Consider the following 19,319-nt stretch of genomic DNA (forward strand, 5'->3'; position numbering starts at 1 on the left):
TAGAACAACGACGGCGCGACGGTCGCGTTGTTCATCGCGTTCTGGCTGGCCGAGCCCATCTGCGAGTAGTTCGAGAACAGACCGAAGTTCATCGAACCCCAGCTGGACCCGAAGTCGTGCGTGGTGGCGTAGACCAGTTGCTGGCCGTTGTAGGGGGCGACGGTGAAGTCCTTCAGCGACACCCAACCCGACCTCGGGTTCGCCAACACTCCGGTGGAGGACCAGCGGTACGTCGAGGGAAGGTCGCAGGTGCCGCCCGGCGGCGGGGTCGTCGGCGGCGGCGTGGTGGGGTCGGTCCCACCGCCGACGCGGACGAACTGCCACTGCTGGTTGGTGCCGTTCCAGTCGTCGTACTGCACGATGTTGCCACCGTCGGCGGTCGAGGCGCCCTGCACCTCCATCACCTTGTTGCTGTTGCGGTTGATCAACCGGACATAGCCGCTGTCCGAGTCGGCAAGCCGGAACTGCTGGTTGGTGCTGTTGTTGTCGCTCCACTGCACGATGCTGCCGCCGTTGGCGGTCGAGAAGCCCGAGACATCCAGCACCTTGTTGGACAGCCGCGACTTCACCCGGTAGTACCCACCACCGGAGTCGACGAACTGCCACTGCTGCTGGTTGCCGTTGTTGCGGGTCCACTGGGTGATCCGGGCCCCGTCGTTCGTGGCCAGGTTGTAGACGTCCAAGGCCTTGCCGCTGTTGCGGTTGACCAACACGTACCACGCGTTCGTGTCGACAGTCGCCGCAGCGGCGGGTGACGACACCACCGTTACGGCGGCGCCACCGACCATCAACGCCGCCGCGCTGGCGGCGAGGATGCGGGGCAACCACCAACGTCGCCGCCGCGAAGGCGTTGCAATCGATGGAGACCTATCGAGGGCAGACATGATCCTCCTCCAGTGACCAAGAGCCGAACGGCCTGCCCGAGGGTGGGCGTACCGCGACGCGTGGCCGAGCACGCAGGCGTCAGAGAGTTAGCGTTAACAAGACGCCGGCAAGCAGTAGCGCACGCCTGATTCGAGGTCGACGAAGCAAGGCTTGCCCGGAAAGCCGAGGTGTCGTCGTCCTTAGGCATCGACTGTGAGCGATAACATGCCGTTCGTCAAGACGTAACGTGCTGGGAACATCTACCGCTGTCGACCTGCGGATCTTGAGGTGAAACGACTTGAACCGCATTCCCGCAGGCATCGCCCCAGATCCCCGGGCAGGACCACCGCCAGGCCCTTGAGGAGGCCCTGCGAGCGCGTTAACATCGACGACTGCCCATTGCTGATGGCTCACTGACGGTGCCGGTGAATGCAGCCTGACGGGTCGACCGGCAGGAGCGATGGCGCGGCGACGGTAAGGACCGATCGCCATGTGAGCCAAAGCCCACCGGGTGGGCCGGTCCGCGGGGGCCGGGAGCACCCCCGAGTCAGACCGCGCCTCGATCGACCAGGCTGAACGTCGTGTTCAGCGGGGCGTCGCCGAGAAACTCGACGAAGATCTCGCTCTTGGTCGGGCTCCACTGCACCGGGCCGTACTCGTCGTTGATGATGCCGTAGGCGGGGCGCCCCTTGTCGTCCTTGCCGTCACGGTACAACGTGAACAACGTTGCCTTGCTCGGCCGACAGTCGGCCCCGACCAGCGCCGAGTACCCCTCCGAATCGACCTTGACCCCGAGGCACGGTCGGTGGGCGATCTCCGGGTTGACCGATTTGATCATGTAGTCGACACCGACTGGTTCGAGTACGAAGAGCGCATCCTTGCCGGTTCCGTTGCCGACCTCGACCTCGCCGTGGGACGGCAGCGACAGGTCACGGTCGATCTCCACCACGTGCAGCAGGACTCGCCGCTGACCAGCCAGCATGGCCTGGGCCGGGTCCACGCTGGCCGACGGTGAGGCGGACGACTTGCCCGACGCGGGCGTGGACGTCGTCGCCGCCGGCCCGGTCGTCGCCGGGCTACCGCTCGGCGTCGAGCCGGTTCCGTCCTGTTTGGACTGCCCACTCAACAGTTGCGGACCGAACAGGAAAGCGGGCACCAGCACCGCGACCACCGCGGCGGTCGCCCCCAACGCGGTGAGCCAGCCACGCCGGCGTGGATCCGCGCGGCCGGCCTTGGCCGGACCAGATGGCGTCGACCGCGCGCCTTGATCACCACCACCCGCAGCGGGCGACACACGTGGCGGCGTCGCGCCCAGGAGTTGGGCCGGATCGCCGGCACCCACCGGAGACGCGGCGGTCAACAGCCCGTCGAGCAACTCCCGGGACGTGGGCCGGGCAGCTGGGTCCTTCTCCAATGCGCGAGAGACCAGGTCCCGCAGCGGCCCACCGAGCCCGGTCAGGTCCGGTGGTTGAGTGAGGATCCGCATCGCGGTCGCGGTAGGGGAGTCGCCCCCGAAGGGGCTGCGGCCGGTCGCGGCGTAGGCGACCAGGGCCCCCCAGGCGAAGATGTCCGCGGCCGGGCCGGCCGGACGGCCGGAAGCCGTGTCGAACCGCTCCGGAGCCATGTACGAGACGGTCCCGACCATCTGGTTGGTCCGGGTGTGCTGGCTCGTCGCCTCGAAGGCTCGGGCGATGCCGAAGTCGATGACCTTGATCCCACCCGGTGCTACCAGGACGTTCGCCGGCTTGAGGTCGCGATGGATCACCCCGGCGCCGTGGATGGCGGTGAGCGCGGTGGCCACCCCGACCGCGATGCCGTGCAGGTGCGCCCCTCCCAGCGGGCCCTGCTCCCGAACCACCTGGGCCAGACTGGGGCCCTCGACGTACTCCACCACCAGGTAGGGCGGGTCATGGTCCGGGTCGGCGTCCAGAACCTCGGCCGTGCAGAACGGTGGAACCTGGCGGGCGCGGTTCACCTCACTACGGAACCGACCCCGGAACTCCTCGTCGTGCGAGAGGTCCGCACGGACGACCTTGACCGCCACCCGCCGCCCTTGCGGCGACCGGGCCAGGAAGACACTGCCCATGCCCCCGTCACCGAGCCGGTCGAGCACCTCGTACCCACCGAGGCGTGCCGGGTCACCGGGGCGGAGCCCGCCGCTCACGCCGGATGCCCGCAGACCGCGACCACAGCGCGAACCGATCCGCCCATCACCCGTCCCCCTAGGTCACTCCGACGCCGGCCGCAGCCTATCGTCCGCCCACCGAATCCCGTCGATGCTGTCCAACAGTCGGCCACCACCGGGGCTGCCGCCTCGTCGCGGCTGGGCCCCCTACCGCTTCGAGGCCCAGAAGACGTAGACAGCGCCGTACGGCACGGCCATCGTCGCGCCGTCGGTGCAGGCGCCGGCCGGTGCGACGCCGCCCGACGTCAGCAGACGGCTGATGTACACGACGTTGCTGAGAATGCCGGCGCTGGTATGGGTGTCCACAGTCAGCAGCAGCTCGGGGGATGGTCCCCGCCCGTGGGCTCTCCGCAGTCTTCTTCGCCGTGATCAGTGAGCCGTCACGCTCGGACTGCCAGCTCGGGCCCTTGAAGTGATGGACGCTGCTGCCGGTACCGAACAACTGGGCCTCCGGCACCGATGACCCGGTGAACACGCCGCCGGCACAGGTGTAGGTCTGCGTTCCGTGAGTGACGACGTACGCACCGACGGGGCGCGATCCCGCCGGTGGCTTGATTGTCGAGGCGATGCGCGGGATGTCGATTCGGCGTGCGTCCGCGCCCACGGCAGCCGGCGCGGCCACCTCGGCAGCGGACGCGTGCTGGGCGCCCATCGCCCCCACAACACCGGCCATACCGACGACGGCAACCGCTCGGACCGGGCCACGTCATCCTGCTGCTGGCCGCGTGGTGGACCTGGGCGGGCACCGCCATCGACACCGAGTACTACGACCCCCGACGGCGAGCGTGATGTCCCTGAGTCATCAATATGACCCACAGACATCACGGTCGTTCGGGCGCTGCCCTCCGCACGGCCAAGAGGCAGCGCAGGCGACGGTGGTCGGATCACCCGCGATCCGACCACCACCCGCTGCGACCGTACGAGCTATCGGCGGCTCCACTGCTGGTTGGCCTGGCCGGTGCAGGTCCAGAGGACGAGCTTGGTGCCGTTGCCCGTACCCACGTTGTACGGGTCGAGGCAGAGGCCGGACTGCACCCCGGTGATGGTGCCGTTGGCGTTGACGTTCCACTGCTGGTTCGTTCCGCCGTGGCAGTCGTAGATGGTGACCAGGGTGCCCGGCGAGGTGCCGTAGCCGGCGGCGTCGAGGCACTTGTTGCCGTACACGGTCAGCGTCTTGCTGCTTGTGTAGGTCCACTGCTGGTTGGTGCGGCCGTGACAGTCCCACAACTGCACCTGGGTGCCGTTGGTGGTGGAAGAGCCGGGGACGTCGACGCAGCGGCCGGACAGGGTACCCACGATCGCAGTGGTCTGCTGCCCGCCGCCGCTTCCCGGGTCGCCGATGCTGCCGGGCACCGCCTGTAGTGCGCTGTACCAGCGGGCGGCCATCTTGTCGTAACCGCCGGCCGTGGGGTGGACGCCGTCGATCAGGTCGGCGGTGGTGAGTGCGCTGTACATGTCGACCAGGCGTACGCGCTTGCCGGCGTTCACCTTGCTCTGCACGATGCCCGGGATCGCCGCGTTGAAGGTGCGGGCGGCCGCATTCTGGTTGCTGTTGGAGATCGGGATGATCTGCGCGACGAACACCTCGGCGTTGGGAGCTGTGGTGGTGATCCGGTCGATCAGGGTGGAGAGCCGGTTCGGGGCGGTGCTCACGTTGTAGTTCTGGAGGATGTCGTTGGTGCCGATGTGCAGCAGAACTGTCTGCGGCCGCTGGGTGTTCAGCCAGCCGACGATGTTCGCGTCGATCTGGTCGATGCGCCAGCCGGGATGCCCCTGGTGGTCGTGGTCACCCAGGTTGGCAGGCCCGTTGAACTGCGACCCGACGAAGTCCACAGTGTACCGCCCGTTGACGAGTCGCTGCCAAAGTCCGATGCGGTACCCGCCCGGCACCTGCGTGCCCTCGGTGATGGAGTCGCCGAGAGGCATCACCCGCACCCCGCCGTTGGATTCGGCGTTGGCTGGGCCGGTCGAGGTCAGCACCCCGGCGAGGACGACACCGAGCGCGGCGGTCGCCGCGAGCCATCTTGCCCTGGTTCGCATAGATTTCTCCCCTGCACTGGCAGTGCTGACCGAGGGGTCAAGCCGTCGCGACAGTCGCCGCATCGACATGACGATGCCGCCGCAGCACTGGGACGGATTGTTAACGCTAACAGCGATTCATGTAAATTCTTGTCGCTGATCCGGCCCACGTCAAGCGTCAGAAACCCGCGCGCCCTGGCCGGCGCGACGGCGGCCTGCGCCCTGCGTCGCCAGCTGCCACTCGCTGTCGCGCCGCTTGCGCCGCCCCGGTCCCAAAGAAGCGAGCGACTGATCGACTCCGCTTTCATGAAGTCGGGGTGTCCGGGCCCCAGGGATGCCGCGACTTCACGACGCTCACCGCCGGTGCCCAACTGCTCGGCTGATCATCCGATCACCCCGACAGTCGGGTAGTACGAGATGGGCAATCCGGGTGCCCGGTTCAGGTATCGATGATGTTGTTGTTCTCGTCGATGCCGTGGCTGCGCCAGTAGACGTCCCACTCGTCGTCGACGTGCTGCGGGACCTTGCCCTCCGGATAGCGGACGTACGGCGGGGTCGGCTCCTGGCCATCCGGGAAGCAGGCGCTGCCACCCTGCCCGCCCACCGCGATCGCCGGATACTCACCACCAGCGCAGATGTCCTCCCGGAACGAGCAACCGGTGGTGGCCATCAGCCCACCCAGGCCGACTGCGGCCAGAGCGATCATGATTCGCGTTCGCATGGAGGGAATTCTGGTCGCCGCAGCAGCGCCTGCCATGCGCACGCGTACTCATCTCGCGCCGGGCGTCACGATTCCTTGCCCGGATCGACCAGGCCGACGGGGCGAGCAGAACAAGCGCATCCGACACGTACGCCCATACGAAAGCAGGGAATATAGCCTATTGGCTATATTCCCTGCTCAAGTGGTGCGCCCGAAGGGACTCGAACCCCTAACCTTCTGATCCGTAGTCAGATGCTCTATCCATTGAGCTACGGGCGCTCGTGCTCAGCCAGCATACACACCTGGCTTTCGCGCGGAGACTCCGGGATTCGAACCCGGGAGGGGCTTTAAGACCCCAACCGCATTAGCAGTGCGGCGCCATAGACCAGACTAGGCGAAGTCTCCCCGGTGATCCTCAGACCACCGCGCCCGAGGATACAGGTCACCACCCACCGGGAGCAAAACGACTTCCGGGGTACGCCCACCGGGGTCCGTCTGCCCCCGTGTTTCCACGCTGTGCGCGGGCGTGATCGGGACTACGCTCCATCGATATGCAGGAGCAGCCGCCCAGCGAGTCGACCCGTCGAGAGCCTGCTGAACGAGCGCGTCGGCGCTCTCCAGGGGCCACGTTCACGCCGCCGGTCGTGGCAGAGGAGCCCACCGAGACGGTGGGGCCCGAGTCGGCGGTGCCGCCGGCCGCGACTCCGGCGAGCCAGCGTCCTCGACGGGCCAAGGCCGCCCCGGCGGTGCTCTTCCAACCGCCGGAGCCGGATCGCCCCCTGCCTCGACAGCCTCGGCGAGCGCCGGCCGAATTGACCACCAACGCCGAGCAGCCGGAGCAGCCGGAGCACTCGGAGCAGCCGACCGGCGACCAATCGAGCCCAGCAACCGGCCTCGCACCGACACCGCCGAAGGCTCGGACCGCCCCTGTTCGCAGGGCTGACCATCGGCAGGCAGCCGGCACGCCCGCCGAGGTGACCCCGGCCACGCCGACGCCCCGCAAGCGCACCGCAAAACCCACCAATGCCGTGAGCACCACCAAGTCCGCGAGCACCATCAAGACCGCGAGCACCACCAAGACCGCGAGCACCACCAAGACCGCGAGCACCACCAAGACCGCGAGCACCACCGAACCGCAGACCTCCACCGATGCGCAGACCAGCACGGCCGCGGGCACCTCCGGCGAGGCGAGCACCATCACGCCAGCGGCCCCGGCCAAAACCGCAAAGACCACCAGGCGCGCGGCCACCCCACGAAAGAGCACCCCGCCGACCAAGAGCACCCCGCCGACAGAGCCCGCCCCCGAACCCGTGGTCAGGCCGCAGACGGCACCCGCCGAGCAGCAGCTGACCCCGGCAGACCCCGCCGTGCGGCAGGTTGAGCCGGCTCTGGGGCGTACCCCGGAATCGGAGCTGCGCGCGGTCGCCGCGCGCGTGCTCGACCACCCCGGCTTCGCACCGGAGCTGTTGGCTCTTGCCGCGGTGCGGACGTTCGGGCCCGGCGCGGCCGGGTGGGCCGCTGGGTTGCGCGACAGGTACCCGGACGCCTCGGCGGACGGCCTGGCCCGGTTGGCGACCCGGCGGTTCGTCCGCTCGGCGGGTGCTGGTGGGGTGACCGCCGCGCTGGCCGGCTTCTTCGCGCCGCTGGCCGAATTGGCGGCGGTGCTGTGGACGCACTCGGAGCTGGTGCTGCACCTGGCCGCTGCGTACGGCAAGGATCCGACGCATCCCGACCGGGCCGTCGACCTGCTGGTGCTGACCCAGGTGCACCCGGATCGGGCGAGCGCTGCGGCGGCTCTGGCCGCCGCCGAGAGCGCTGGTGACCCGGTCGAGGGGGCGTGGCCGCGGGCGGCGGAGGCGGCCTGGCGGTTGGCCGCGCCGCTCACGGCGCAGGCCGGTGGTTGGGCGGCGTTGCGGCTGGTGGCCCGGTTGCTGCCGGGCGCGGCGGTGCTCGCGGCGGCGTTGGGTGACGCGGCGGCGGCCGACCGGCTCGCGGCCCGGACGGTGGCCGTCTACCGACCCGGCCGGCGCTGACGGGTCAGAGCCAGTCGAACCACTCCCGGGGCAGCAGCGCGTAGCCGACGAAGGCGAACACGTCGAGCAGTGTGTGCGCGATGATCAGCGGCATCACCCGCCGGGTGCGCAGGTAGAAGAGGCTGAACACGACGCCCATGATCGCGTTGCCGACGAACGCGCCGAAGCCCTGGTAGAGGTGGTAGGAGCCGCGCAGCAGCGCGCTGGCCGCGATGATCGCGGCCAGCCGCCACTGGAGCTGACGCAGCCGGGTGACCAGGTAACCGACCACGATCACCTCTTCCAGCACGGCGTTCTGCACGGCGGCGAGGATCAGCACCGGAACCGTCCACCAGATGTCCGGCAGCGCGGCTGGCACCAGCGTGGCGTTGAGACCCAGGTGGGCCGCCACCCAGAACAGCGCCAACCCGGGTAGGCCGATGAGCGCCGCCAGGCCGGCGCCGCGCGCCACGTCCTGGCCGGGCCGCCGGGCGTCCAGGCCGAGGGTCCGTGCCGGGTCGCCGGGGTCACGGGTGAGCAGGTGTACGGCGAGAAGCACCGGCAGCAGCGCGAACACGATGCCGAGCAGCTGGTAGGTGAGGTCCAGCCAGGGGCGGGCCGACGCCGAGGTGTTCAGCGAGGCGGTCTGCTTGGAGAGCGGACCGTCGGCGGTCAACTTCGCGATGATCGAGACCACCGCGTAGATCGCGGACTGGCCGAGGGAGAGGCCGAGGACCAGCAGCGTCTCGGTGCCCAGCAGTCGGCGGGACACCGGGCGGGTCAGCTCAACGGTCACCGCACCACTCTGCCCGACGTACGGCACCGGTGACATGGCCGACCGGCCACCGTGAGCCGATCGCACATTCTGTGCGACCAGTCGACACGCTCCGTGGAGATTCTATGAGCGCCCGATCCGTTGCCGTTTGGAGAAGGAGCGTCAGTGGACAACCTCGCGCGGTTGCTGAAGGAGAGCTGGGCCCTGGTCGAGGACGACCGGGTCCGGCTGAGCGGTCACTTCTACGCTCGGCTGTTCCTGCTCGACCCCGCCCTGCGGCAACTCTTCCCGGTGCAGATGACCGGCCAGGGCGACCGCCTACTCGAAGCGATCATCACGGCGATCCACACTGTGGACGACCCGGAGAGCTTCGACGAGTTCCTCCGGGCGCTGGGCCGCGACCACCGCAAGTACCACGTCGACGAGCGGCACTACGCCACGATGGGCGTCGCGCTGCTGGACGCGCTGCGCAGCACCGCCGGCGACGGCTGGAACCTGGAGTACGACCAGGCGTGGCGGGAGGCGTACGCGGCGATCGCCGCCCTGATGGTGGCCGGTGCCGCCTCCGACGACGACCCGCCGTTCTGGCACGCCGAGGTGCTGACCCACGAGCGGTACGGCCCGGACACCGCCGTGCTGACCTGCCGGGCGTTGCAGCATCCGCTGCGCTGGCAGGCGGGGCAGTACGTGAGCCTGGAGGTGCCGCGCTACCACCCCCGGGTGTGGCGCAACTACTCGGTGGCGAACGCCCCGAACGACGACAACGTGCTGGAGTTCCATGTGCGGTCTCCGGGGGCCGGCTGGGTGTCCGGTGCCCTGGTGCGGCGGGTGCGGCCGGGTGACCTGATCCGCCTGGCGGCGCCGATGGGGTCGATGACCCTGGACCGCGCCTCGGAACGGGACATCCTCTGCGTGGCCGGTGGCGTCGGGCTGGCGCCGATCAAGGCGCTGGTGGAGGAGTTGGCCACCTTCAACCGGACCCGGTGGGTGCACGTCTTCTACGGTGCCCGGCAGGCGGCCGACCTGTACGGCCTGGACGGGTTGCAGGAATTGGTAGCCGCACACCCGTGGTTGTCGGTCACCGCGGCGTGCAGCGAGGATCCGGACTTCGACGGCGAGCAGGGCGAGATCCCGGAGGTGGTGGCCCGGTACGGCCCGTGGACCACGCACGACTGCTTCGTCTCCGGTGCCGCCCGGATGGTCCGGTCCACCCTGCGGGTGCTGGCCGCCGACAACGTGCCGCCGCCGAACATCCGCTACGACACCTTCGGCGACCTCTAGACGTTCCTCCCCCCACACCGGGGCGCGTGCCCCTGCCCCCTGGGGCACGCGCCCCGGTCCCTTCCTGGTCAGTAGCGCCAGGGACGCCCGGCCTCGCGGTACTCCTCCACCGGCACCAGGGGCACGCCCGGCGCCATCCGGTCGACGTAGAGCCGGCCTTCCAGGTGGTCGATCTCGTGTGCGACCAGTCGGGCCATGCCGAATTCGAACGACGTGATGATCCGGCTGCCGTCCCACTGGGCGTGTTCCACGTCAAGGCGTAGCGGCCGGGGCACCAGACCTCGGTGGTCGAAGAAGGAGAGGCAGCCCTCGTACTGCTCGTCGGTCTCCGGGTCGGCGTCGACCACCCGCGGGTTGAGCAGCACGACCGGCTCCGCCGACCGGTCGGGCGGCCGCACCACGGCCGCCGCGCGGCCGATGCCGAACTGCGGAGCGGCGACACCAACGCCCTTGCTGAACGGGTGCAGCTCGTCGAGCCGGGCCAGGGCCATGACGAGCCGGTCGACCACGTCCCGGGCGACATGTTCCTCAGCGGGCAGGTCGAACGGGCGGGCCCGCTGGCGGAGCAGGTCGTCTCCGCGTTGCACGATGCCGAGGCCGCGCATCCGGTCGCTGGGTCGGACCCGGGCGGCGCCGGGGCCGATGTCCGGTTCGGTGTCCGGGCGGGCACGGAACCGCCACTGCATCCGGTAGCGGGCGTTCAACGGGGGGTCGTCGGTCTGCCAGTCGTAGATCACCCGGTCGCCCTCGTCGTGACGCTGCGGCGCCGTCCGCAGCGGGCCCTCCTCCGCGCTGAGCGAGGTCTCCACGCCCCAGACCTGCGGGTCGAGGGCAGCGGGCAGATCCAGGCGTACGGCGAGCTGGCGGGTGGGTAGTCGGACGGCCCGCTGGAACCAGGGGCCCCACTTCTCGTGGCCGACGCTGTACGCGTACTCGATGGTGGCCCGGTCGCCCGGGTAGAGGGGGAAGCGTCGCTCCCCGTTCTCGAAGAGCAGCCAGATCTCCTTGAACGCGTCCCGATCGTGCTTGGCTCGCCAGTGCATCGGCTCCGGGTCTCCGCCGCCGTCGTCTCGACGGGCCTGTATCTGCAGCTCGGCGAAGGTGAGGGGGTGCTCCCGGTGGTGCCGGTTGGAGCGGCCGGGGTCGTTCGGGTAGCGGTCGACGGCGACCCGGACCAGGTAGCGGGTGACCGGCTCGGTGCCGGCGTTGTAGAGCTCACGGTGGATGACGCACCGGTAGCCGTCGTCGGTGTGGGTGAGGGTGGCCAGCTCCCGTTCCACGACCAGCCCGGTGCCCGGTGGCAGCCACTGGCCTGGCAGGTACGACTCGCGGTGTGGATGACCCGCCCGGGCGTGCCGAAGGTCGTCGTACTCCCGGAAGCGCTGCCAGATCGCGCCGCTCGCCTCCAGGACGGCCTCCGCGCGGCGGGCGAAGTCCTCGGTCGGGCGGTGCCGGCGCCCCTCGACGTGGCTCACGTAGGACGGGTCGAACCCCATCAGGACGGCCAGTTGCTTCTTGGACAGCCCGCGCCCGGTCCGTTGCCGGGCGAGTTCGGCCGCGAAGGAGTCGGCAGCCCGTTCGAGGGGTGAGGTAGTCATCAGCTTCCTCGTGGCCGGGGCTATAAGTTTTCACGTTCCGTACGCGGGCACACACGCAAGTGGCATGTTTTCGACACACTGCTTGACAATTCACCGATGGCCATCGATTGTGCGACGGCGTTTCCCAGCACCGACTCCGGGTAGTAGGCGGAGCACTACTCCGCCGAATGCGGGGGTGACCTGGGCGTCCGGGATGTGACCAAGTGAGGCTTCCCTTACGGCCACGGGCTTGGTTAGGCTAGCCTTAGCTCAGGACGGCACTGGTTCGTCCGCCGGGGCGCACTCCTCGGTCAGACAGACAGGGGACGACTCAGGTGACAGCGGTGATGCCACGGCGCGAGGCCGCCACCACGCCGCTCGCCCCCGTCACCGCTGCGCTCCGGGCCATGTTCGGCACCGACGACCTCCCCGGCCTCGCCCGGGGCCTGCTGGTCGACGACGAGTTCGGCTGGGCGCCCGCCACCACCCTGATCGATGGCAGCCGACTGCCCGAGTTGCTGAACGGCGCGGCCGTCCGCTGGGGCGGCACCCCGCACGCCTGCGCGGCGCTCGCCTGGAAGTCCTACAGCTACTGGGCGGCCCTGCCGGTCGTGCTCGGCTGGGCCTCCGCCCGGCGGGTGCCACTGCTCGACCCGGCCGACCTGCTGATCCATTTCGAGGACCATCGGCAACTGCTCACCATGGGCCTGCGCCGGGGCACCACGGTGGCGGTGCTGCCGAACGACCCGCTGGCGCTGACCGGCCTGCCGGAGGTGCGGGTCGTCGCCGACGAGGCGGAGCTGCTGGCCGCGCTGCGCGCGTCCCTGCTCGACGCTCACCTGGCACCGCTCATCACGGCGATCCAGTCCGAGGTCCGGGTGGGCACCCGGACGCTGCTCGGCTCGGTCGCCTCCGGCATCGCGCACGGCATCCTGCGGGCTGCGGACGCCCTGCCCGGCTCCACGGTCCAGAGCATCGACACCCTGCTGGGCGCACTCGACCTGGCCGACCTGGTCGAGCTGGTGCCGGGGCCGACCGGTGAGCCGACAGTGCAGCGCCGCACCTGCTGCCTCGCCTTCACCCTGCCCCGCCCGAAGGTCTGCCAGGGCTGCTGCGTCCGCTAGGCCGGACCGGGGCGGTATCGCTCAATCGGTCAACGGCCGGACATCCCACACCCACACGCCGCCGGTGAAGACCGGTTCGATCCCGGTCAACTCGGTCATGCCCCGGCGCAGCGCGGTCTCGTGCTCGTGTGGCCCGAGGATGACCACCCCGGCCCGCCAGTAGCGCAGGTCGTCGACCGCTCGGACCCGGCTCTGCGGCGTGATCGGCGGCACCGCCCCGGTGCGCCGGATGGTGGTGAAGAAGCTGCTGGTGGGGCGGGGGGTCGCACCGAACAACGCGACCTTCGGCGGATCGGCGTCCGGACGGGTGTCCGGGCCGAGGAAGTAACCACGGGCCAACGGCATGTCCAGCCGGGTCGTCGCGGACCAGCGCAGCGGCTCGGCGTAGGTGGTGTCCGGCAGTGGCAGGGTCACCACACTGCGCCCACCGGCCACGTACGGCCGCCACGCCCCACTGGTCACGAAGCTGGGGACCGGATCGGGGCGGGCCACGGGCAGCGGGGTGGGGACGATCGGCAACAGGGCCATCGTGAGCACTGTGGCGGTGACGAAGCGGATCTGCCCCCGAGCGGCCGGGTGCGCGTGGGCCAACTCGCGGGCACGTTCGGCGCCGTAGGCGAGCAGCAGCCCGATGATCGGGGTGATCGCCAACGCCCAGCGTGTCGGCACCACCGAGTGCAGGATGGGCAGGTTCTCCAGCGCCGCCCAGGGGCCGGGCACACCCGTACCCCGGTTGTCGAAGCGGACCTCCCGCCCCAGCGACAGCACCGCGAAGAGCAACCCGAGCGCGGCCAGCGGGAGCACCACTATCGACCGGCGCAGCCACCAGACCAGGGCGATCACCAGCACCACAAGGCCCCACCCGAAGAAGCTGTTCTCCTCGGTCGGGTTCTTGGCCAGGCCCGCGGCGGTGCGCGCGCTACCGGCCAGCGACTCCCGGGAGTACGCGAGGAACGAGGCCACGTCGCTGGAGTAGCCGCGGATCAGGCGGGACAGCCCCGAGTACGCGCCCGGTCCGAAGAACTGGACATACAGGGGGTACGCGAGCAGGAGCCCGGCGACCCCGGCGGCGACTGCCAGCCCGGCGAGGAAGGATCGGGCCCGAGGCCGTAGATCCGCGCGGCCGAGGGCGAGCACGCCGACGACCACGCCGAGCCCGATCGCGGTCATCAGCAGGATTTCCAGGTTGAGGAACGCCTGCCAGACGATGACCAGCGCGAGAAGGATCCCGTTGCGCAGCCAGCGGCCCGGTTCACCGAGTCGTAGCGTGCGCCAAATGATCAACGGGACGACGAACTGCGACACGATGTTCGGGTGCCCATTGGCGTGGGACACCATGGCCGGCGCGAACGCGCAGAAGCCGGCGGCAAGCCACGCCGGCCCCCGACTGCCGATCAGAACCCGGGAGAGCAGGAAATACCAGGCCGTGGCGGTGGCAATCATGCCGGCGGTCAGAAAGATCAGAAATGACGCTCGCGGCCCGAACAGCAGGGTGATCGGCGTCATTGGCAATGAAATGGATAATACGGACGTATTGGCCATCAGATTGACGCCGTCGGGCACGTTCATCTGATTGGAATGGAACGGATACGCAAAGTGCGTGACTACTCGCGCACCGTGCGCCATCATCCATTCAAACTGCGACTGATCCGACTGGTTGTCCCGCACATCGCTGTCCGGGTCCAGCCAGAGTCGACAGGTGACCCAGAAGCCGAGCACCACGAAGCTCAGCACGGCGGTCAGATCGGCCCACATCCCCCTACGGGAAGGCCGATCGGCGCCGGAAGCCCCCTCCGCCGACGGCGCGACGGCCGGGCTGCGGTTGCCGCTGGGCACGTCCGGTTCAGGAGTAGTCATGACAATTCATAGGGTAGTCAGCGCCTGGCAGCGCCGTGACATGTTTCGGGGTACTGCCGTACTATGTGCCGGGTTCGCCGACCGCCGATCACGAACCCACCCCCCGACCACAATTCGGCCACCCCGATGCCCCGATTCTTTCGCCGTCCCAGCGGATGATTCACTCTGTCGGTCCAGGCACGGGTCGAGTTCATACCGTGAGGAATCGACGCATGGCAGAAATCACTGGGGACCAGCGCGTGCAGTCCGAGGTGCTGGAAGGCCTGGCAACCGCTGTCAACCACCGTCGCTGGTTCATCGAACTGGCCGTGCCGTACCTCGGCGACGACCCGATCGAGATCGGCAGCGGTCTCGGTGACTACGCGCTGGAATGGTCCGAGCGGCTGCCACGGTTCACCGCCACCGAGGCCGACCCGGACCGGCTGCTGCAGCTCAAGGAGCGCCTCGCCGACCGTCCGAACGTCGACGTCCGGCAGATGCTGCTGCCGCACAACGACCGGGGCGACTACAGCGCGGCCGTCTCGTACAACGTCCTGGAGCACATCGAGGACCACGTGGGCGCGCTACAGAGCATGCGCGACCTGGTCCGACCCGGCGGCGCCGTGATCATCATCGTGCCCGCGTTCCAGTTCGCGATGGGCCCGGCCGACATCGCCACCGGGCACGTCCGCCGCTACACGAAGAAGACGCTCGGGGCGGCGATGACCGAGGCCGGTCTGACCATCGAGAAGATGCACTACGCCAACGCGCTCGGGCTGATCGGCTACTTCATGGCCACCAAGGTCTTCCGGCTGATGCCGAAGGAGGGCCCGATGGTCAAGGTGTACGACACCCTCGTCCTGCCCGCCACCAAGGCCGCCGAGCAGCTCGTCCTCCCGCCGTTCGGCCAGTCCGTCTTCGCCGTAGCCCGCGTCCCAGCCTGACCCAAGCCCCGGCCCCGGCGATCTTGCGCTTCCTGTCGTCGTTGTGCCTGGTATGTCAGGAATGACGGGACAGGAAGTGCAAGATCGCGGGAGCTGGGAGGTCCCGGGTTAGTCCTTGATCTGGTAGGTCGGGCGGATCACGGCTCGGGCCAGGGTGTGGAACGTCAGGTTGAAGCCGACGTAGGCGGGCGTGGCGTCCGGGGTCAGGTCCAGGCGGTCGACGTCCAGGGCGTGTACCGCGAAGACGTACCGGTGCGGGCGGTCGCCGGCCGGCGGAGCCGCCCCGCCGTACCCCTGCTCGCCGTAGTCGTTGCGGACCGAGAACGCCCCGCCGAGATCGGTACCCGCCGCGCCTCCAGCCCCGGTGGGCAACTGGGTGACGTTGACCGGCACGTTCACCAGCACCCAGTGCCAGAAACCGCTGCCCGTCGGCGCGTCCGGGTCGTAGCAGGTCACCGTGAAGCTCTTCGTCTCGGCGGGAAAGTCCGACCAGGCCAGCTGCGGCGAGACGTTCTCACCCCCGGTGCTGCCATGCGCGTGCCGGGCGTCCATCGGCTCGCCGTTCTGCACGTCGTCGCTCGTCAGCGTGAACGAGGGCAGCGTCGGCAGCAGCTCGTACGGGTCCGGTGCGATCGGTCGTTCCAGGGTCATGGGGACGCGTCCTTCCGATGTGCGGAGATACCAGCCCCTTCTTACCCCGCTGCGGCCCTCCCGACGACCGGAAGCACACGCTGACCGACTGTGGTTTCGCAGAGCTACGGTTGAGTTCGGGCAACGTTCCGCAGGGGGACATCGTGGCCGGCATCTGGCGGGATTTCGCGGTAGCCGTCCTCACCGCGTTCCGCCGCCGGGACGAACGAGCCATCGCCGACGACCGCCGACGCGCGGTGGAGCGACTGGCCGAGGAGACGATCCGCCGGGAGCGGCGAACCGTCGACCCGCCGGAGTGACCGGGAGGCCGGACGCCGGAACCCTCCGGGACGAACAGACACGATGATCTGATGTGGCGGATCTTCCGGTCCCGGCCGGTGGTCACCGCGGAGAATCACCGACCGACGCTGTTCGAGGTCTTCTTCGACCTGGTGCTCGTCTTCGGGCTCATCCGGGTCACCACGTTCATGAGCGAGCGACAGTCGTCGGTGACCCTGGTGCAGGGCCTGCTCGTCCTCATGCTGCTGTGGAACTCCTGGCTCGTCTACGCCTGGCTGGGCAACTACGTCCGGCTCGACGTCGGGTTGATCCGGGTCGGCATCGCCGTGGCGATGGCAGCGGTCTTCCTCATCGCGTTGGTCCTGCCCGAAGCCTGGGAAACCGGCAGGGGTACGAGGACACCCCGGCTGATCCTGGTGCTGGCGTACCTCGTGGTGCGGTCGACCCAGTTCGTTCTCTTCTACTGGGTGTCGGTGGACGACCCCCGGCGACTCAGAACTGTTCGGCTCTACGCCCTCACCACAGCGCTGTCCTGGATCCCGCTCGTCCTCGGCGCGGTGGTCGGCGGCGCCGCGCAGATCCTGCTCTGGGCGGCGGCGCTCATCATCGACATGGGCGGTGGAGTGCTCGCCCTGCTGGTGGGCGGGTGGCCGGTACGCAGCCCCGGCCACTTCGCGGAGCGGCACGGCCTGGTGGTGATCATCGCGCTCGGAGAGTCTCTGATCTCGGTCGGCGCCGGCGTCGGAACTCAGATGATCCACTGGCCGACGCTGCTGGCGGCGCTGCTCACGCTCACCGTCACTGGTTGCCTGTACTGGCTGTACTTCCCCAGCGCGTCGAGCGCCGGGAACGCACTGACGACGGACTCCGGACTGCACCGGGGCTTCGTGGCCGGCAACGCCTACAGCGTCGCCCACCTCCCTCTGCTCGCCGGAACCATCTACGTGGCGCTGGGAGTCGAAGAGGTGCTCGCCGGCATGGCGCACGGGAAGTCGCACGAAACCCTGCACTGGATTCCGGCTGTCGCGCTGTTCGGCGGGACCGCCCTGTACCTCGCGGGCCGGGCGACGTTCCTGGCACTCAGCGTCCGGTGCGTGCGACCCGAGCAGTTCCTCGCCCCCGCTGTGGCGCTGCTGCTACTTCCCGTCGGCCGTTACCTGCCCGGCCTGGCCGCTCTCGGCCTGCTCACCGGGTTCCTCGTCATCCTGCTCAGCTACGAGGCGTGGACCAGGCGCAGTGCCGCCGGGATCGACTGACCCGCGCGAGATCCACTCGACATTCAGGAAATCGCGGCATCCGCGCGGCCGTAACACCCCGACTTCTTGGAAGTCGAGTGGATCAATAATGGCGGAGGGTGTGGGATTCGAACCCACGAAGACATCGCTGCCTTACCGGTTTTCAAGACCAGCGCCATCGGCCACTAGGCGAACCCTCCTTGGCCGTCACCCGTGGGCGTACGGCCACGCATAGTCTGCCACGGCTCGCTCCGGGCGGCCCGGCGTCCCTCCCCGGTACGCCGGCCAGGCGGTCTGCCGTGTCCACTGTGGGCTGGGTGGTGCGCCTGCGGCGCCCGGGGAGATCGGGAAGACTGGGCCCATGCGAGCCATCACGATTCCGGAGCCCGGTGGACCTGACGCGCTGGTGTGGGCCGAGGTGCCCGACCCGGAGCCGGGCCCCGACGAGGTGATCGTGGACGTGCGGGCCAGCGGGGTGAACAGGGCTGACCTGCTGCAACGGCAGGGGCACTACCCGCCGCCGCCCGGCGTGCCCGCGTACCCCGGGTTGGAATGCTCTGGGGTGATCACGGAGGTTGGCGCGGACGTCGCCGGGTGGGCGGTCGGGCAGCAGGTCTGCGCGCTGCTGGCCGGCGGCGGGTACGCGGAGCGGGTCGCGGTCCCCGCCGGGCAGTTGCTGCCGGTGCCGGCCTGCGACCCGGTCGACGCGGCGGCGCTGCCCGAGGTGGCCTGCACGGTCTGGTCGAACCTGGTCCAGGTGGCGCGGCTCGGCGGGGGCGACACGCTGCTGGTGCACGGTGGCGGCAGCGGGATCGGCACCTTCGCCATCCAGTTCGGGGCGGCCCTCGGCGTGACAGTGCTGACCACCGCGCGAGAGGCCAAGCACACCCGGCTGCGTGAGCTGGGCGCGGCGCACGTCATCGACTACCGGGAGCAGGACTTCGTCGAGGAGGTCCGGCGGATCACCGACGGACGCGGTGTCGACGTCATCCTCGACATCATGGGTGGGTCCTACCTGGGGCGGAACGTCTCCACGCTGGCCACCGGCGGTCGGCTCGTGGTGATCGGGATGCAGGGCGGGCGCAAGGCCGAGCTGGATCTCGGCGCGCTGATGACCAGGCGGGCCAGCGTCACCGCGACGTCGCTACGGTCCCGTCCGCTCGCCGAGAAGGCGGAGATCGTCCAGGGCGTACGGGACGAGGTGTGGCCGTTGGTCGAGGCGGGCCGGATCCGGCCGATCGTGGACCGGCGGCTGCCGATGACCGAGGCGGCGCAGGCGCACCGGCTCGTCGAGTCGAACGACCACTTCGGCAAGGTGCTGCTCACCCGCCCGCCGGGCGGAGGGTCGGCCGTCAGCTGAGCGAGCCGGCGGGCGTCGGGTCGACGGCCGGTCGGGGCAGCACCAGTCGGGCGCCCGGGCCCTCGCCGGCCAGCGCGTCCTCCGGGTTGTTCAACGTGCAGCGCTGCAGGGACAGGCAGCCGCAGCCGATGCAGCCGTCCAGGTCGTCACGGAGCCTGGTGAGCAGCCGGATCCGCTCGTCCAGCCGGCTGCGCCAGCTCGCCGACAGCCGCGCCCAGTCCTGCGGGCTCGGCGTGCGGGCCTCGGGGAGCGAGTCGAGTGCCTCCCGGATCTCGTCGAGCGAGACGCCGACCTGCTGGGAGATCCGGATGAAGGCGACCCGCCGCAGCTCGGCGCGGGCGTACCGGCGCTGGTTGCCGCCGGTGCGGTCGGCGCGGATCAGCCCGAGTCGCTCGTAGTAGCGCAGCGCCGACGGTGCCACCCCGGAGCGGGCGGACAGCTCACCGATCGTCAATGAATCCGGCATCCCCAGGTCCT

General features: G+C 69.7%; 17 protein-coding genes and 3 tRNA genes. 7 read left to right on the forward strand and 13 right to left on the reverse strand.

The window, feature by feature from the left end; all coding sequences use genetic code 11:
* From ACLQ3F_RS25680 to ACLQ3F_RS25710, 7 genes are all read right to left on the reverse strand, one after another.
* On the reverse strand, positions 1-884 hold an 884-nt coding region (locus ACLQ3F_RS25680), incomplete at its 3' end, for a non-reducing end alpha-L-arabinofuranosidase family hydrolase (protein ID WP_425851922.1).
* A gap of 527 nt (positions 885-1,411) precedes the next feature.
* A complete protein-coding gene (locus ACLQ3F_RS25685) occupies positions 1,412-3,028 on the reverse strand; it encodes a serine/threonine protein kinase (RefSeq protein ID WP_425851924.1) in 1,617 nt (538 codons plus the stop codon).
* A 168-nt stretch (positions 3,029-3,196) separates the two neighbouring features.
* Positions 3,197-3,355, reverse strand: coding sequence for a DUF3455 domain-containing protein (locus ACLQ3F_RS25690; RefSeq protein WP_425851926.1), 159 nt, complete (start codon positions 3,353-3,355; stop codon positions 3,197-3,199).
* 618 nt (positions 3,356-3,973) lie between these two features.
* Complete coding sequence (locus tag ACLQ3F_RS25695) at positions 3,974-5,089, reverse strand: ricin-type beta-trefoil lectin domain protein (RefSeq protein ID WP_425851928.1); 1,116 nt, start codon at positions 5,087-5,089, stop codon at positions 3,974-3,976.
* Between the two features lie 418 nt (positions 5,090-5,507).
* Positions 5,508-5,789: an SCO0607 family lipoprotein gene (locus ACLQ3F_RS25700; protein ID WP_357193777.1), complete on the reverse strand. Its 282-nt coding sequence runs from the start codon at positions 5,787-5,789 to the stop codon at positions 5,508-5,510.
* 182 nt (positions 5,790-5,971) lie between these two features.
* Positions 5,972-6,047: transfer RNA gene (locus tag ACLQ3F_RS25705), tRNA-Arg, on the reverse strand.
* A gap of 35 nt (positions 6,048-6,082) precedes the next feature.
* Positions 6,083-6,173 (reverse strand) — tRNA-Ser (locus ACLQ3F_RS25710).
* Between the two features lie 239 nt (positions 6,174-6,412).
* Here ACLQ3F_RS25710 and ACLQ3F_RS25715 point away from each other — a divergent pair.
* A complete protein-coding gene (locus tag ACLQ3F_RS25715) occupies positions 6,413-7,801 on the forward strand; it encodes a hypothetical protein (protein ID WP_425851930.1) in 1,389 nt (462 codons plus the stop codon).
* Positions 7,802-7,805: 4 nt separating this feature from the next.
* Here the strand turns inward: ACLQ3F_RS25715 and ACLQ3F_RS25720 are convergent, their stop codons facing one another.
* Entirely contained in the window at positions 7,806-8,576 is a 771-nt protein-coding gene (locus tag ACLQ3F_RS25720; RefSeq protein WP_355004423.1) for a CPBP family intramembrane glutamic endopeptidase, read from the reverse strand.
* A 144-nt stretch (positions 8,577-8,720) separates the two neighbouring features.
* On the opposite strand from ACLQ3F_RS25720, the gene ACLQ3F_RS25725 reads away from it, so the two are divergent.
* Positions 8,721-9,836, forward strand: a complete 1,116-nt coding sequence (locus tag ACLQ3F_RS25725) for a globin domain-containing protein (RefSeq protein ID WP_425851932.1) — start codon at positions 8,721-8,723, stop codon at positions 9,834-9,836.
* Positions 9,837-9,904: 68 nt separating this feature from the next.
* Here the strand turns inward: ACLQ3F_RS25725 and ACLQ3F_RS25730 are convergent, their stop codons facing one another.
* The gene (locus tag ACLQ3F_RS25730; protein WP_425851933.1) at positions 9,905-11,434 is read right to left on the reverse strand and encodes a peptide deformylase; all 1,530 of its coding nucleotides are present in this window, start codon (positions 11,432-11,434) and stop codon (positions 9,905-9,907) included.
* Positions 11,435-11,760: 326 nt separating this feature from the next.
* On the opposite strand from ACLQ3F_RS25730, the gene ACLQ3F_RS25735 reads away from it, so the two are divergent.
* Complete coding sequence (locus tag ACLQ3F_RS25735) at positions 11,761-12,537, forward strand: hypothetical protein (RefSeq protein WP_425851935.1); 777 nt, start codon at positions 11,761-11,763, stop codon at positions 12,535-12,537.
* Positions 12,538-12,558: 21 nt separating this feature from the next.
* On the opposite strand, the gene ACLQ3F_RS25740 is transcribed toward ACLQ3F_RS25735, so the two are convergent.
* Positions 12,559-14,292, reverse strand: a complete 1,734-nt coding sequence (locus ACLQ3F_RS25740) for a hypothetical protein (RefSeq protein ID WP_425852117.1) — start codon at positions 14,290-14,292, stop codon at positions 12,559-12,561.
* Between the two features lie 314 nt (positions 14,293-14,606).
* On the opposite strand from ACLQ3F_RS25740, the gene ACLQ3F_RS25745 reads away from it, so the two are divergent.
* Entirely contained in the window at positions 14,607-15,317 is a 711-nt protein-coding gene (locus tag ACLQ3F_RS25745) for a class I SAM-dependent methyltransferase (RefSeq protein WP_355004428.1), read from the forward strand.
* 108 nt (positions 15,318-15,425) lie between these two features.
* Here the strand turns inward: ACLQ3F_RS25745 and ACLQ3F_RS25750 are convergent, their stop codons facing one another.
* Entirely contained in the window at positions 15,426-15,968 is a 543-nt protein-coding gene (locus ACLQ3F_RS25750) for a YbhB/YbcL family Raf kinase inhibitor-like protein (protein WP_357193753.1), read from the reverse strand.
* A gap of 143 nt (positions 15,969-16,111) precedes the next feature.
* Here ACLQ3F_RS25750 and ACLQ3F_RS25755 point away from each other — a divergent pair, with 143 nt between their 5' ends.
* Positions 16,112-16,267, forward strand: a complete 156-nt coding sequence (locus tag ACLQ3F_RS25755) for a hypothetical protein (protein ID WP_357193751.1) — start codon at positions 16,112-16,114, stop codon at positions 16,265-16,267.
* A 51-nt stretch (positions 16,268-16,318) separates the two neighbouring features.
* Positions 16,319-17,503, forward strand: coding sequence for a low temperature requirement protein A (locus ACLQ3F_RS25760; protein ID WP_425851937.1), 1,185 nt, complete (start codon positions 16,319-16,321; stop codon positions 17,501-17,503).
* Positions 17,504-17,592: 89 nt separating this feature from the next.
* On the opposite strand, the gene ACLQ3F_RS25765 is transcribed toward ACLQ3F_RS25760, so the two are convergent.
* A tRNA-Ser gene (locus ACLQ3F_RS25765) sits at positions 17,593-17,682 on the reverse strand.
* Positions 17,683-17,843: 161 nt separating this feature from the next.
* Between ACLQ3F_RS25765 and ACLQ3F_RS25770 the strand changes: the two genes are divergently transcribed.
* A complete protein-coding gene (locus ACLQ3F_RS25770) occupies positions 17,844-18,842 on the forward strand; it encodes an NAD(P)H-quinone oxidoreductase (RefSeq protein WP_425851938.1) in 999 nt (332 codons plus the stop codon).
* On the opposite strand, the gene soxR is transcribed toward ACLQ3F_RS25770, so the two are convergent.
* Positions 18,835-19,308 carry a redox-sensitive transcriptional activator SoxR gene (gene soxR / locus ACLQ3F_RS25775; protein ID WP_425851940.1) on the reverse strand — a complete coding sequence of 158 codons (474 nt, stop codon included), beginning with the start codon at positions 19,306-19,308 and terminating at the stop codon, positions 18,835-18,837. The two genes, ACLQ3F_RS25770 and soxR, sit on opposite strands and share 8 nt — an antisense overlap.
* Between the last annotated feature and the right edge of the window lie 11 nt (positions 19,309-19,319).

The organism is Micromonospora sp. DT15 (assembly GCF_049841475.1).
Classification (GTDB): domain Bacteria; phylum Actinomycetota; class Actinomycetes; order Mycobacteriales; family Micromonosporaceae; genus Micromonospora.

Bases quoted from the DNA above. Each gene is read 5' to 3' on its own strand.
- ACLQ3F_RS25695 (WP_425851928.1), bottom strand. From the start codon at position 5,089: ATGCGAACCAGGGCAAGATGGCTCGCGGCGACCGCCGCGCTCGGTGTC.
- ACLQ3F_RS25700 (WP_357193777.1), bottom strand. From the start codon at position 5,789: ATGCGAACGCGAATCATGATCGCTCTGGCCGCAGTCGGCCTGGGTGGG.
- ACLQ3F_RS25730 (WP_425851933.1), bottom strand. From the start codon at position 11,434: ATGACTACCTCACCCCTCGAACGGGCTGCCGACTCCTTCGCGGCCGAA.
- ACLQ3F_RS25735 (WP_425851935.1), top strand. From the start codon at position 11,761: ATGCCACGGCGCGAGGCCGCCACCACGCCGCTCGCCCCCGTCACCGCT.
- ACLQ3F_RS25740 (WP_425852117.1), bottom strand. From the start codon at position 14,292: ATGTGGGCCGATCTGACCGCCGTGCTGAGCTTCGTGGTGCTCGGCTTC.
- ACLQ3F_RS25745 (WP_355004428.1), top strand. From the start codon at position 14,607: ATGGCAGAAATCACTGGGGACCAGCGCGTGCAGTCCGAGGTGCTGGAA.
- ACLQ3F_RS25750 (WP_357193753.1), bottom strand. From the start codon at position 15,968: ATGACCCTGGAACGACCGATCGCACCGGACCCGTACGAGCTGCTGCCG.
- ACLQ3F_RS25760 (WP_425851937.1), top strand. From the start codon at position 16,319: ATGTGGCGGATCTTCCGGTCCCGGCCGGTGGTCACCGCGGAGAATCAC.
- ACLQ3F_RS25770 (WP_425851938.1), top strand. From the start codon at position 17,844: ATGCGAGCCATCACGATTCCGGAGCCCGGTGGACCTGACGCGCTGGTG.
- soxR (WP_425851940.1), bottom strand. From the start codon at position 19,308: ATGCCGGATTCATTGACGATCGGTGAGCTGTCCGCCCGCTCCGGGGTG.